The 13,862-nt window shown below is 72.0% G+C and carries 10 protein-coding genes; 2 read left to right on the top strand and 8 right to left on the bottom strand.

Going from position 1 to position 13,862, the window contains the following annotated elements; translation table 11 throughout:
* Complete coding sequence (locus tag ACFZB9_RS20130) at positions 1-2,841, bottom strand: DEAD/DEAH box helicase (RefSeq protein ID WP_391448897.1); 2,841 nt, start codon at positions 2,839-2,841, stop codon at positions 1-3.
* Between the two features lie 359 nt (positions 2,842-3,200).
* Between ACFZB9_RS20130 and ACFZB9_RS20125 the strand changes: the two genes are divergently transcribed.
* Entirely contained in the window at positions 3,201-3,578 is a 378-nt protein-coding gene (locus ACFZB9_RS20125; protein WP_391448895.1) for a hypothetical protein, read from the top strand.
* Here the strand turns inward: ACFZB9_RS20125 and ACFZB9_RS20120 are convergent.
* From ACFZB9_RS20120 to ACFZB9_RS20090, 7 genes are read right to left on the bottom strand one after another with little or no spacing between them, the layout of a single operon-like run.
* Positions 3,544-4,728, bottom strand: a complete 1,185-nt coding sequence (locus ACFZB9_RS20120; RefSeq protein WP_391448894.1) for an aminotransferase class V-fold PLP-dependent enzyme — start codon at positions 4,726-4,728, stop codon at positions 3,544-3,546. The genes ACFZB9_RS20125 and ACFZB9_RS20120 overlap by 35 nt on opposite strands.
* A gap of 11 nt (positions 4,729-4,739) precedes the next feature.
* Complete coding sequence (locus ACFZB9_RS20115; protein ID WP_391448893.1) at positions 4,740-6,512, bottom strand: glycoside hydrolase family 36 protein; 1,773 nt, start codon at positions 6,510-6,512, stop codon at positions 4,740-4,742.
* Positions 6,513-6,547: 35 nt separating this feature from the next.
* Positions 6,548-7,534 carry an ABC transporter ATP-binding protein gene (locus ACFZB9_RS20110; protein WP_391448892.1) on the bottom strand — a complete coding sequence of 329 codons (987 nt, stop codon included), beginning with the start codon at positions 7,532-7,534 and terminating at the stop codon, positions 6,548-6,550.
* On the bottom strand, positions 7,531-8,517 hold the full coding sequence (locus tag ACFZB9_RS20105) for an ABC transporter ATP-binding protein (RefSeq protein ID WP_391448890.1): 987 nt from the start codon (positions 8,515-8,517) through the stop codon (positions 7,531-7,533). The genes ACFZB9_RS20110 and ACFZB9_RS20105 overlap by 4 nt, the downstream gene beginning before the upstream one ends.
* Positions 8,514-9,503, bottom strand: a complete 990-nt coding sequence (locus ACFZB9_RS20100) for an ABC transporter permease (protein ID WP_391448888.1) — start codon at positions 9,501-9,503, stop codon at positions 8,514-8,516. The genes ACFZB9_RS20105 and ACFZB9_RS20100 overlap by 4 nt, the downstream gene beginning before the upstream one ends.
* Positions 9,500-10,447: an ABC transporter permease gene (locus ACFZB9_RS20095; RefSeq protein WP_391448886.1), complete on the bottom strand. Its 948-nt coding sequence runs from the start codon at positions 10,445-10,447 to the stop codon at positions 9,500-9,502. Before ACFZB9_RS20095 ends, ACFZB9_RS20100 begins: the two co-directional genes overlap by 4 nt.
* A complete protein-coding gene (locus ACFZB9_RS20090; RefSeq protein ID WP_391448884.1) occupies positions 10,444-12,186 on the bottom strand; it encodes an ABC transporter substrate-binding protein in 1,743 nt (580 codons plus the stop codon). Before ACFZB9_RS20090 ends, ACFZB9_RS20095 begins: the two co-directional genes overlap by 4 nt.
* A gap of 203 nt (positions 12,187-12,389) precedes the next feature.
* Here ACFZB9_RS20090 and ACFZB9_RS20085 point away from each other — a divergent pair, with 203 nt between their 5' ends.
* Positions 12,390-13,847 carry an aminopeptidase P family protein gene (locus tag ACFZB9_RS20085; protein WP_391448882.1) on the top strand — a complete coding sequence of 486 codons (1,458 nt, stop codon included), beginning with the start codon at positions 12,390-12,392 and terminating at the stop codon, positions 13,845-13,847.
* The last annotated feature ends 15 nt before the right edge of the window (positions 13,848-13,862 follow it).

The following is a 13,862-nucleotide window of genomic DNA, read 5'->3' as shown; positions in this document are numbered from 1 at the left end:
TCAGCCCACCGAGGAGTAGGCGATGATCCCGCGCCGCAGCGCGTCCACCGCCTTGCGCGCGGTGGTGCGCAGCTGGGCGTCCTCGCCGGCCGCGTCCTGGATCTGGCCGAGCACGTCGATCAGCTGCTTGGTCCAGCGCACGAAGTCGCCGGCCGGCATGTCGGCGTCGCGCAGCACCGCGTCCAGACTGTGCCCCAGCGCCCAGCGGTAGGCGACCCAGGCGAAGCCGAGGTCGGGCTCGCGCTGGCCGACGCCCTCGCTGGTGTTGATCCGGTGCTGCTCCTCCAGGGCGTCCAGGTGGCCCCAGATCCGCACCATCCGGCCCAGCGCCTGCTTGGCGTCGCCCTCCGGCAGCCGGGGTGCCGCCGCGTCGTCGGCCTGCCGGGACTCGTAGACCAGCGCCGAGGCGCAGGCGGCGAGTTCGGCGGCGGCCAGGTCCTTCCAGACGCCTTCGCGGATGCACTCCGAGGCGAGCAGGTCCAGCTCGCCGTAGAGCCGGCCCAGCCGCTTGCCCTCGGGCGTCACGGTGTCGCCGACCAGGTAGCCGAGGTCAGTGAGCAGGCCGCAGACCCGGTCGAAGGTGCGGGCGATGGTGTGGGTGCGCGAGCGCATCTTGCGTTCCAGCACCTCGGTGTCGCGGTGCAGGCGGTGGTAGCGCTCGGCCCAGCGGGCGTGGTTCTCGCGGTCGTCGCAGCCGTGGCAGGGGTGCTGGCGCAGCTCGGTGCGCAGCCGGGCCAGCTCGCTGTCGTCGGCGGCGGCCGCGCGCCCCTTGCGGTAGCGCTCGGGCTCCAGGTGACCGGCCTTGGTGCGCAGCGCGGAGGCCAGGTCGCGGCGCGACTGCGGGCTGCGCGGGTTGAACGACTTGGGGATCTTGACCCGTTCGATGGCGACCACCGGGTACGGGAAGTCGATCATCGCGAGCCGCTTCACCTGCCGCTCGGCGGTCAGCACCACCGGGCGCGGGCCGTCCTGATAATCGGGGTGGCGGGTGGTGCGCGGCGAGCGGCTGACCGGCGGCAGGCCCGGGTCGATGACCAGCGCGAGCCCGGCGAACTTGCCGGTCGGCACGTGGATCACGTCGCCCGGCTTGAGCGCCTCGATCGCCTCGACGGCGGCCGCCCGGCGCTGGCTGCCGCCCTCGCGGGCCAGCTCGTTCTCCCGGTCCTTCAGCTGCCGGCGCAGGCTCATGTACTGCTCGAAGTCCCCGAGGTGACAGGTCATCGCCTCGCGGTAGCCCTCCAGGCCCTCCTCGTTGCGCTGCACCTGCCGGGAGATGCCGACCACCGAGCGGTCCGCCTGGAACTGGGCGAAGGAGGTCTCCAGCAGTTCGCGCGAGCGGTGCCGCCCGAACTGGCCGACCAGGTTGACGGCCATGTTGTAGGAGGGCTTGAAGGACGAGCGCAGCGGGTAGGTGCGGGTGCCGGCCAGCCCGGCCAGCGCCTCCGGGTCCAGCCCGCGCTGCCAGAGCACCACCGCGTGGCCCTCGATGTCGATGCCGCGCCGCCCGGCCCGACCGGTGAGCTGGGTGTACTCGCCGGGGGTGATGTCGGCGTGCATCTCGCCGTTCCACTTGACCAGCTTCTCCAGGACCACCGAGCGGGCCGGCATGTTGATGCCCAGCGCCAGCGTCTCGGTCGCGAAGACGGCCTTGACCAGGCCCTTCAGGAAGAGCTCCTCGACCACCTCCTTGAACCGGGGCAGCATGCCGGCGTGGTGGGCGGCCACCCCGCGCTCCAGCCCCTCCAGCCACTCGAAGTAGCCGAGCACGTGCAGGTCCTCGTCGGGGATCGCCGCGCAGCGGTCCTCCACGATGGTGCGCACCTGCGCCTGCTCCTGCTCGTTGTTGAGCCGCAGCCCGGAGGTGAGCACCTGCTGGACGGCGGCCTCGCAGCCGGCCCGGCTGAAGATGAAGGTGATCGCGGGCAGCAGGCCCTCGGCGTCCAGCCGGTCGATCACGTCGACCCGGCCCGGGGTCCAGACCCGCCCCGGACGGCCGTTGGCCATCGAGCGGCCACGGCCGCGCCCGGCGAAGCGCGGGTTGCGGTCGGCCTCCGAACGGGCCAGGCGCACCAGCTCGGGGTTGACCGCCTTGGCCGGGTTCTTCTGGCTGAACTTGGGGCGACCGTCCACGTCCGGGTCGGAGAAGAGGTCGTACATCCGGTTGCCGGCCATCACGTGCTGCCACAGCGGCACCGGGCGGTGCTCGGAGACGATCACCTTGACGCCACCGCGCACGGTGTCCAGCCAGTCGCCGAACTCCTCGGCGTTGGAGACGGTGGCCGAGAGCGAGACCAGCGTGACGGACTCCGGCAGGTGGATGATCACCTCCTCCCAGACCGCGCCGCGGAAGCGGTCGGCGAGGTAGTGCACCTCGTCCATCACCACGTAGCCGAGGCCGTCCAGGGCGCGCGAGTTCGCGTAGAGCATGTTGCGCAGCACCTCGGTGGTCATCACCACCACGGGCGCGTCGCCGTTGACCGAGTTGTCGCCGGTGAGCAGGCCGACCTTGGCCGCGCCGTAGCGCTTGACCAGGTCGGCGTACTTCTGGTTGGAGAGCGCCTTGATCGGGGTGGTGTAGAAGCACTTGCGGCCCGAGCGCAGGGCCAGGTGGACGGCGAACTCGCCGACGATGGTCTTGCCGGAGCCGGTGGGCGCGGCGACCAGGACGCCGTCACCGGCCTCCAGCCGCTCGCAGGCCTCCAGCTGGAAGACGTCGAGCGGGAAGTCGTACAGCTCCCGGAACTCGTACAGGGCGGTGGCCCGCTCCTGGTTGCGGCGGCGGGCGGCCACGTAGGCCTCGGAGGGGCTCAACGCGTCGTCGTCGGACAGGGCGCTGCTCATCGGCGTCACCTTCTTCTTCCCGTGGTGATGGGTCGCAGACGGTGACGCCTGCGGCTGCGGGGCCGGCTCCTCGGACTGGTCCGAAAGGGGCGCGCAGCTGGTGTGGTCGGTGTGGTGTTCCAGCATCTCAGCCTGAGATTACCCGGCAGGGCTGACATTGATCGCACCGTTTTTCCGACCTGTACCGATCACTCACGTTCCCAACCGATCCCGCTCGACCGTCTTCGATCAGGCGTGATCAAGGTGTGATCATTCGTCAACCCAGCGTTGCCACGCTCCCTAGAGTCGGCGGCACCGACCGGACCGGAGGACGGCCCCAGACCGGATGACGAGAGCCGGATGACGAGAGGCGAAGAGACATGGCGAACCTGGACACCTCGCTCAAGGAAGCGATCGGGATCGAAGGTGCGATCGGCGTCGCGCTGGTCGACTACGGCAGCGGGATGGCGCTCGGCGCCCTGGGCGACAGCCCGGAGCTGGACCTGAACGTGGCGGCGGCCGGCAACACCGACGTGGTGCGGGCCAAGATGCGCGCGATGGAGATGCTCAACCTGCACGACAACGCGATCGAGGACATCCTGATCACGCTGAGCAACCAGTACCACCTGATCCGGCCGCTGACCACACCCAGCGGCCGCGGACTCTTCCTCTACCTGGCGCTCAACCGGAACCAGTCCAACCTGGCGATGGCCCGCCACCAGCTCAAGCTGATCGAGATGTCGCTGGAGGTCGGCTGAGCAGCCGGTCCAGGCCCGCGGCCAGCGCCTGGTACTCCTCGGCCCGGTTGTAGACCTGGGCGCTGATCCGCAGCACCCCGCCACCCGTCCACGGCCGCACCGCGACCCGCGCGCCCAGTCGCTCGTGGACGGCCGTCATCAGCGCGAGCGCCTGCTCCTCGGTCTCGGCGACCTGGGGCGGCAGCCGCAGCGCCCGCATCGCCACCCCGGGCGAGGCCGGCAGCGCCGCCAGCCCGGCGACCTCGCCGAGCACCTGCTGCCCGTAGGCCGCCAGCCGGGCGTTGTGGTCCCGCACCCGGGCCAGGCCCAGCCGGTCCAGCAGGGCCAGCGCGCCGGGCGCGGCCAGCCACCCGGTGTAGTCGGCGGTGCCGCGCCACTCCACGTTCAGCGGGAAGCCGCGCCCGTGCTCCCAGGAGTAGGTGAGCGGGCGGATCCGCTCGCGCCACTCGGGGCGCACCACCAGCACGGCGGTGGGACGCGGCGCGAAGGCCCACTTGTGCAGGTTGCCGAACCAGAAGTCGGGCCGGCCGACGTCCAGGTCGGCGTCCAGCATGCCGGGGCCGTGGGCCGCGTCCACCGCGGTCAGCACCCCGCGCTCGGCCAGCGCCCGCAGCAGCGGCGCGGTGGCGATCTCCCGGGCGGTGGGCGAGGTGACCCGGTCCAGCACCGCCAGCCGGGTGCGCGGGCCGACCGCGGCCAGCACCACCTCGGCCGGGTCGCCCCCGGTCAGCGGCAGCACCACGGTGCGTACCCGGGCGCCGCACTCGGCGGCCCGGCGTTCGGCGGCCCGGTTGACCACGCCGTAGCCGTGGTCGAGCACCAGGATCTCCTCGCCCGGCCGGAACGGAATGCTGTCCAGCACCACGGCGACGGCCTCGGTGACGTTGCTGAGCAGCGCCAGGCCCTGCTCGTCGGCGCCCAGCCAGCGGGCGACCGTGGCGCGGGCCTGGCCCAGCCACTCGGGGGCGGCGCGCAGGAAGCCGTCCGGATCGGCCTCCTGGTCGGCCCGCAGCCGGTCCTGCTCCTGCTGGACCTCGATCGGGACGGCGCCGTAGGAGCCGTGGTTGAGGTGGGCGAGCGCGGGGTCGAGCGTGAAGAGCCCGGCCGCGCCGGCGATCGGCTCGGGCGCTGCCACCGGATGCGTGGTCACATCGCCCGACCCTACTGGGCCCGGCGCAGGGTCAACAGACCTCCGCGCGGCACCCGGACGGCGAACTGGCGGTCCACCGGCTCGGCTTCGACAGCGGCGCGGGTGGCCCCCTGGCAGTCCTGGACCAGCACCGTCAGCCGCCCGGGCGGCGCGTCGAAGTCGATCCGCACCAGGGTGTCCGGGTCGGCGTTGGCCACCAGCAGCAGTTCCCAGGGCCCCGGCACCCGCAGCGGCAGCGGCGCGTAGCGCCCGAAGGCGCGGGCCGCGCCGCGCTCGGCCTCCAGCAGCGGATAGCCGAGTTCGGGGCGGTGCGGGCGGAAGGCACCGCGCTGCAACAGGTCGACGTGCTCGCGCATGACGGCCAGCCAGAAGCGCAGCGCGGCCAGCTGGTCCGGGCGCTGGCGGGTGAGGTCGACCGAGACCTGCGCGGTGGCGAAGAGCACCGACTGGAGCAGCACCGCGATCTCGGCCGGCTCCTCCTGCGGGTGCCAGGTCAGCGGGTCGGCGTGGACGGCGAGCGGGCCGGCGGTGAGCCGCAGGTCGGTGGTGCGCTGGCGGTTCTCCGCGGCGCTGTGCGGGCAGTCGGTGGCGCGCACCATGGTGGCGTACGGCCACAGACCCGGCCCCAGGTAGGGCTGGCGGTGCTCGACCAGCAGCTCGGGGCGGCTCGCCCGCAGCCGGGCGTCCAGTTCGGCCAGCAGGCTGCGCACGCCCTCGGCCACCGCCGTCCGGTCGGTGGCGTACCGGTCGAAGGTGTCGATGAAGTCGATCTTCAGACCGTCCAGCCCGCCGTGCTCGACGAGTTCGCCCAGCCGGTCCACCAGGTGGGCGCGGACCCGCGGATCGGCCGGGTCCAGCACCGAGGTCTCCAGCTCCGCGATCCGGGCCAGCCGCCCGCCCGGGCGGGCGCCCGCCGCGCTGCGGTCACCGGCGAACGGCAGTGCGCACCAGAGCAGGTAGCGCAGACCCAGCGCCCGGGTGCGCCGGACGTGCGCGGCGAAGTCCGGGAACGGGCCGGCGGCGGGCTGCCAGTCGCCGGCGGTGGCGTACGACCGCGAGGTCTCCTCGGTCTGCCAGCCGTCGTCCACCAGCACCGCGGTGAAGCCCAGTTGGGCCGCGAGAGCACCCAACTGCTCGACCCGCGCGGCGGTGACCGTCAGGTGGCTGACGTACCAGGTGCAGAAGACCGGCTCGAAGGCCGCCGCCGGCACCCGCGCGGGCTCCACCAGGCCGGCCCACCAGTGCGCCATCTCCTGCACGGTTCGCGCGAAGTGACGGTTCGTCAGATCGAGTCGAAGGCGCAGCGGCGCCCCCGCCTCGTGCTCGACCCACCAGGAGAACTCGCCGCTCTCCTCCACCGCGCCCTCGCCGATGCTCACCGGGCGGACCAGCTCGCCGACCGCGAAGGTGCACAGCGCCGCGTCCCCGGTGCCCACCAGGCTGCCCACCGGCGCGCCCGCGGGCAGCGAGGCGGTGCGCGGCGCGCGCCAGGCGGGCGGCAGCCAGCGGGTGCCGGTGGCCGGGGTCCACAGCGCGGTGGCCCCGGTGCACGGCAGCCGCCACTCCACCCGCACCCGCACCGGGGCGTCGTCCGCGGGGTCCGGTTCGAGCGGCAGGACCTCCACGAGCAGCCGCCGGTCACCGGCGGTGACCTTGACGTCCACGGCGTGCGCGCCGATCGCGGTGGCCCGCAGGCTCAGGCCCGGGATCCCGGTGGCGACCTGGCGGGTGCACTCGCTGCGACCGGAGGGCGGCGCGCTGCCGTCCCAGCTCAGAGGGGACACGGTTGCTCTGCCTTTCCTGGGTGTTGGGGGTGGTCTCAGGCCTCCGGGAAGTGGCAGGCGACCTGCCGCCGACCCGTTCCGTCGGCCGTCAGCTGCGGCGCCTGGCTGCGGCAGATCGGCTGCGCCTTGGCGCACCTGGGGTGGAAGGTGCAGCCGCTGGGCGGGTTGGCCGGGCTCGGCGGGTCGCCGAGCAGCACGATCCGCTCCCTGGCCCGCTCGGCCGCCGGGTCGGGCAGCGGCACCGCGGAGAGCAGCGCCTTGGTGTACGGGTGCGCGGGCGCGGCGTACACCTGCTCCTTCTCGCCGATCTCCACGATCCGGCCCAGGTACATCACCGCCACCCGGTGGCTCAGGTGCCGGACCACCGCCAGGTCGTGGGCGATGAACAGGTAGGCGACGCCCAGTTCACGCTGCAGCCGCTCCAGCAGGCCGACGATCTGCGCCTGGATGGAGACGTCCAGCGCCGAGACCGGCTCGTCGGCGACCACCAGCGCGGGCCGGGTGGCCAGTGCCCGGGCGATGCCGATCCGCTGGGCCTGGCCGCCGGAGAACTGGTACGGGTAGCGGTCCAGGTGCTCGGGCGCCAGGCCCACCAGCTGGACCAGCTCCCGCACCTCGCGCCGGATCCGCTCGCCAGCCACCCGCTGCGCGCGCAGCGGCGCCGAGATGATCTGCTCCACCGTCCGCCGCGGGTTCAGCGAGGCGAACGGGTCCTGGAAGATGATCTGCAACTCGCTGCGCAGCGGCCGCAGTTCACGCTGCCCCAGTCCGGTGATGTCCTGCCCGCGGAAGTCGACCCGCCCGGCGGTGGGATCCAGCAGCCGCACCAGCAGCCGCCCGGTGGTGGACTTGCCGCAGCCGGACTCGCCGACCAGGCCGAGCGTCTCGCCCGCCCGCACCTCGAAGCTGAGCCCGTCCACGGCCTTGACCCCGGGCCGCCGGCGCAGCCCGTCACGGGTGCCGGGGAAGGTCTTGCCGAGATCGCGCACCGTCAGCAGTGGTTCCGTCAGCGCCGTGGTCATGCCGTCTCCTCCGAGTGGACGCAGGCGCTGCGATGCCCGTCGGGCGTCACCTGCCGCAGCAGCGGCCGGGCGCCGGTGCAGGCCGGCCGCGGGTCCGCGGCGTAGACGGGGCAGCGTGGATGGAAGGCGCAGCCGGGTGGCGGCGCCAGCACCGAGGGCGGGCTGCCCGGGATCGCCCGCAGCTCCTGCCCCTCGCCGGAGCCGGCGGTGAGGCGCGGCAGCGAGTCCAGCAGGCCCTGGGTGTACGGGTGCCGGGGCGCGGCGAACAGCGCGTCGGCGCCCGCCTGTTCGACGGCCGTGCCGCCGTACATGACGAGCACCTCGTCGGCCACCCGGGCGATCACGCCGAGGTCATGGGTGATCATGATGATCCCCAGCCCCCGTTCCGCCTTGAGCCGCATCAGCAGGTCGAGCACCTGGGCCTGCACGGTGACGTCCAGCGCGGTGGTCGGCTCGTCGGCGATGATCAGGTCGGGCTCGCAGGAGAGCGCGAGCGCGATCATCGCGCGCTGGCGCATGCCGCCGGAGAACTGGTGCGGGTACTCGCCCGCCCGGCGGGCCGGTTCGGGGATGCCGACGTCGCCGAGCACCTCCACCGCCCTGGCCCGGGCGGCCCGGCGGCTGGAGCCGAAGTGCTCGCGGTGCGCCTCGGCGATCTGGTCGCCGATGGTGAAGTACGGGTGCAGCGCGGTGAGGGCGTCCTGGAAGACCATGGCCATCCGCCGCCCGCGCAGCCTGCGGACCGTCTCCGCGGGTGCGCCGATCAGCTCGGTGCCGTCGAAGTCGACCGAGCCGGTGACCTTGGCGCCCGGGTGCAGGCCCATCACGGCCAGCGAGGTGACCGACTTGCCGGAGCCGGACTCGCCGACGATCCCCAGCGTGCGGCCGCGCTCGACGTCGAAGTCGACGCCCTTGACCACCCGCACCGGCCCCTCGCCGGTAGTGAACTCGACCGCGAGGTCGCGGACCTGGAGCAGCGTCACGAAAGCCTCGCTCTCGGGTCGATCCAGGCGTAGAGCAGGTCCACGACCAGGTTGGAGGTGACGATGAAGAAGGAGGCCAGCAGCGTGATGCCCATCACCACGGGCTGGTCGGACTTGTTGAGCGAGTCGGCGAACAGCTTGCCGACGCCCGGCAGTCCGAAGAGCGACTCGGTGATCATCGCGCCGGCCAGCAGGCTGCCCAGGTCCATGCCGAGCATGGTCGCCACCGCGGTCAGGGCCGGGCGCAGCCCGTGTTTGCCGACCACCTTGCGCTCGCGCAGCCCCTTGGCCCGCGCGGTGCGGACATACGGCTCGGCCAGCGTCTCGATCACCGAACTGCGGGTCATCCGGGCGTACATGGCGGCCGTCGCGAGCGCCAGGGTGATCCACGGCAGCAGCAGGTTCTGTGCCCAGCCGACCGGATCGACCGAGAAGTCGACGTAGCGCGGGTACGGGATCAGACCGAGCACCGTGACCACCACGTAGAGCAGGATCATCGCGGTGAAGTAGACCGGCACCGCGGCCGCGCCGATGGTGGCGACCATCACCGTGCGGTCCACCCAGGTGTTCTTGCGCAGCGCCGAGACGACGCCGGCGCCCAGTCCCAGCAGCAGCCAGCAGGCGGCCGCGCCGATCGCCAGCGAGAAGCTGGTCGGGAGCCGGTCCATCATCAGGTCCCAGACGGGGCGACCGCTCTGGAAGGAGTAGCCGAAGCAGGGGAAGCCGCAGTGCACCGCGTACTGCCCGGTGCCCATGGTGCGCCCGGCGAAGATCGCCAGCACGTAGCGGCCGAACTGGACGATCAGCGGCGCGTCCAGGCCCATCTGCTTGCGGACCAGCGCGATCTGGTCGGGCGCGCAGTCCTTGCCGCAGAACTGCACGGCCGGATCGCTCGGCAGCAGGTAGAAGATGGTGAAGGTGACCGCGCAGATCACCAGCAGGGTGCCGGCGATGCCGAGCAGTCGGCGGATCAGGAAGGCGGTCATCCCTGGCCGCCCTTCGGGTCGAGGGCGTCGCGCAGCGCGTCGCCGAGCAGGGTGAAGGCCAGCACCACCAGGAACAGGCAGGCGCACGGCAGGACGAAGAACATCGGATCGACCTTGTAGTACAGCTGGGCGTCGGTGATCATCTGTCCCCAGGACGGAGTGGGCGGGCGGACCCCGACCCCGAGGTAGGTCAGGCCGGCCTCGGAGCCGATCAGCCCGGGGATGGCCAGGGTGACGTAGACGATGACGGTGCTGGTCAGGTTCGGCAGGATCTCGGTGAGCAGGATCCGGATGCTCGGCGTGCCGCTGGCCCGGGCCGCCTCGACGTACTCACGGCGCTTGAGCGAGATGGTCTGCCCCCGGATCACCCGGGCGATGTACGGCCAGGTGAAGAGGCTCATCACGACGATCAGCAGCAGCACCCGGTTGGCGTTCTTCACCACCGAGAGCAGTGCGATCATGAAGATCAGGCTCGGGAAGGACATCATGACGTCCATGAACCGGCTGATCACCGCGTCGATGCGGCCGCCGAAGTAGCCGGCGGTGGCGCCGAGCGCCACCCCGACGACGGTGATCAGCAGCGCGGCACTGAACGAGACCAGCAGGCTGATCCGGGCGCCGTAGAGCAGCCGGGCGAAGATGTCGCGCCCCAGCATCGGCTCGACGCCGAGCCAGTGCTGCGGACTCATCCCGCCGAAGGCGCCGCGCGGCAGCCCGCCGAGGTAGGGGTCGATGGCGTACTTGTCGGTGTCGGCGGGGCCGTAGCCGGAGATCGCGGTGAGCACCGGGGCCAGCAGCGCGGCCAGCACGAAGAAGGCGATGATGCCGAGGCCCACCATGGCCACCGGCCGGCGGCGCAGTCGCCCCCAGGCCAGCCGCCAAGGCGATCCTGATTTCTGACGCTCAGTCAGAACTGCTGTGACGGGCACCTGTTGGACCGTCATTTGACGGACTTCAGGCCGATGGTGGCGTAGTCGATCTGGCCCGACCACACCGGACTCGCGAACGCTCCGGCGATGTTGGTGCCGACCAGCAGCGGCTTCTTCTGCCAGGTGAGCGGCACGGTGGGGGCCGCGTCCATGAGTCTCGCGTCCAGCGCCAGCCAGGCCGCGTTGGCGGCGTTCACGTCGCTCAGCCCGGCGATCCGGTCCATCTCGGCGTCCACCGACGGGTCCTTGAAGCGCGCCATGTTGCCCTGGTTGCCGGTGTCGGTGATCACCCGGCTGTCGAAGAGCATCGGCAGGAAGGTGGCGGCCGAGGGGTAGTCGGGGCACCAGCCGGTGATCGCCAGGCCGGTCTGCTTGCTCTTGTCACCGACCACCGAGTTGACCACGCTGGCGTCCAGCGTGTTGATCGTGACGTTGATGTTGATCTTCTTGAGCGCGGCCTGGATCGCCTCCGCCTGCTGGCGCTGGCCGGTGGAGACGGTGATCTCGGTGGAGAGCCCGCCGCTCAGCCCGGCCTGCGCCAGGTACTGCTTGGCCTTGTCGAGGTCGCCGCCGACCGGGATGCCGAAGTGGTCGACCGCCTTGCCGCCGGTCAGCTCCGGCGGCAGGTAGGTGGTCGCGATGTCGGCCAGTGCCGGGCCGCCGACGGAGGACTGGAAGGCCTGCTTGTCGATCGCGTACTCGACCGCCAGCCGCAGGTTCTTGTTGTCGAACGGCGGCTTGCTGTTGTCCATGGTCAGCATGGTCGTGCAGTTCTCGTTCTCGCTGACCAGCCGGGACTTGACGTCCGGATTGGTGATCACGTCGGGGATCTTGGCGGGCGCCAGGTCGGCATACGCGATCCCGTCCTGGTCGTCGCCCTGCGAGGCGATCAGGCGGTCGGCGATGCCGGCCGAACCCAGCGTCTGGTCCACCACGATCTTGTCCGGATAGGCCTTGCGGACCGGGTCGGTGGACTGCTCCCAGTAGGTGTTGCGGACCAGCACCAGCTGCTTGCCGCGGTCGTACGTCTCGATCTTGTACGGGCCGGAGGAGAACGGGTGGTTGCTGTAGTTGGCGCCGGCCTCCTTCGCGATCGGCACCGGCGCGAAGGTCGGCAGCGTCACCGTGTAGCCGAACTCGGCGACCGGGCGCTTGAGATGGAAGATGATCGTCTTGGCGTCCGGGACCTCGATCGCCTCCGGACCCAGCCGCTGGCCGTGCAGCGGACCGGCGTATCCGGCGGGGGCGTTCAGGTACTGCTTGGCGTAGTTCGGGCCGCCGGGCAGGTCGGGGGAGAACGAGCGCTCGACGTTGTACTTGATGTCGTCGGCGACGATCGGCGATCCGTCCTCGTACTTGAGGCCGTCCTTGAGGTGGAAGGTCCAGGTCTTCGCGCCGTCGCTCGGCTCGCCCAGGTCGGTGGCCAGGTCCGGGACGATCTGCAGCCCCTGGGCGCCGGGCGCGGCCTTGAACGTGGTCAGGGTGCGATAGAGGGTGCGAATGCCGAAGTCCATCTCCGGCTCGACCCAGTTGCGGGTCGGATCGAGCTGCGAGAAGTCCTGGTTGGACAGGATGTGCAGGGTGCCGCCCTTGACCGGAGTGCCACCGATGATGCCGTCCCCGGCGGTGGTGATGCCGTTGCCGGCGTCGGTACTGCCGCCGCCGCTGCTCTCGTGGCTGCTGCACGCCCCGAGGCCGAGGGTCAGGGTCGCCGCGATCGCCGCGGCGAGGGCGGCATGGATACGCCTGGTCATATGCACTCCGCTGTCAGGGGGATCGGTGCCGGGGCTGGCCCATCCGAGGTGTGACCCGTAACATAGTAATGTGAAATTGTACAAGCAAGGGGTTGTCCGGCCCGTTACCCAGCTGTGTCCCAACGGTCAGTCAGCTCCCTTGCAACACACGGATATCAGCGCAGCTCAGCAGTGTGAGCCCGGACCCCTTCTGGAGCCTTCCCGTGACCCAGCCCCTCCCGTCCGCCAACACCGGGAGCCATGACCTCCCCGTCTCCCCGGCCCTCGCCGCCTTCATGGCCACCGACTGGGCCACCACCGCACTGGCCCCTGCCGACCGGGTGCCCGGCCACCAGGTCATGCCGGCCCGCCGGGCCAGGCTCTCCGCGCTCTTCCCGGGCGAGCGCCTGGTGGTGCCGGCCGGGCAGCTCAAGGTGCGCAGCAACGACTGCGACTTCCGGTTCCGGCCGCACACCGCCTTCAGCTGGCTCACCGGCCTGACCGGCGAGGAGCAGGCCGGCAGCGTCCTGGTCCTGGAGCCGGACGGCGACGCCGGCCATGAGGCGGTGCTCTACCTGCGGCCGCGCTCACCGCGCGACGGCGCCAGCGAGGAGTTCTACCGCGACCGCCGCTACGGCGAGTTCTGGGTCGGCCGGCGCCCCGACCTGGCCGAGACGGCCCAACTGACCGGCCTGCGCGCGGAACACCTGGACGGCCTGGAGAAGCTGCTGAGCGGACGTCAGCGCGGGACCCGGGTGCTGGGCGGGGTCGACCCGGTACTCGACGGCCTGCTCGACGGCCTGCTCGACACCGGCGGCGACGCCCGACTCGCGGTCGCACTCGGCGAGTTGCGGCTGGTCAAGGACGCCTGGGAGGTAGAGCAGCTGCAACTGGCCGTCGACCACACCACCGCCGGCTTCGAGGACGTGGTCCGCGCACTGCCCACCGCGCTGCGCCACCCGCGCGGCGAACGCTGGATCGAGGGCGTGTTCAACCTGCGCGCCCGGGCCGAGGGCGCCGGCACCGGCTACGAGACCATCGCGGCCTCGGGCGCGCACGCCGGCGTGCTGCACTGGATCCGCAACGACGGCGCGCTCGACCCGACCCAACTGCTGTTGCTCGACGCCGGGGTGGAGACCGACACCCGCTACACCGCCGACATCACCCGCACCCTGCCGCTGAGCGGCACCTTCTCCCCCGTCCAGCGCCAGGTCTACGAACTGGTGCTGGCCGCCCAGGACGCGGGCATCGCCGCACTGCGCCCCGGCGCCGCCTTCCGCGACTTCCACCGCGCGGCGATGCGGGTGATCGCCGAGGGCCTGGCCGACTGGGGCGTGCTGCCGGTCCCCGCGGAGCAGGCGCTGCGGGAGGAGAGCGGCCTGTACCGCCGCTACACGCTGTGCAGCAGCGGGCACATGCTGGGCCTGGACGTGCACGACTGCGCGAAGGCCCGGGCGGAGGCCTACCTGGACGGCGTGCTGGAAGCCGGCCAGGTGCTGACCGTCGAACCCGGGCTCTACCTGCAGCCGGACGACCTGACGCTGCCGCCCGAGCTGCGCGGGATCGGGGTGCGGATCGAGGACGACCTGGTGATCACCGAGGACGGCGCGCGCCTGATGTCCGGCGCGCTGCCGCGCACGGTGGCCGGGATCGAGGAGTGGATGGGGGCGCTGCTCGGGTGACGGTGCGTCGGTCCG

The sequence above is a fragment of the Kitasatospora sp. NPDC008050 genome (genome assembly GCF_042957465.1).
In the GTDB taxonomy this organism is placed as follows: Bacteria; Actinomycetota; Actinomycetes; order Streptomycetales; family Streptomycetaceae; genus Kitasatospora.
Note: the sequence above shows the minus strand (reverse complement) of the source record. Positions and strands in the feature narration are given on the sequence as shown.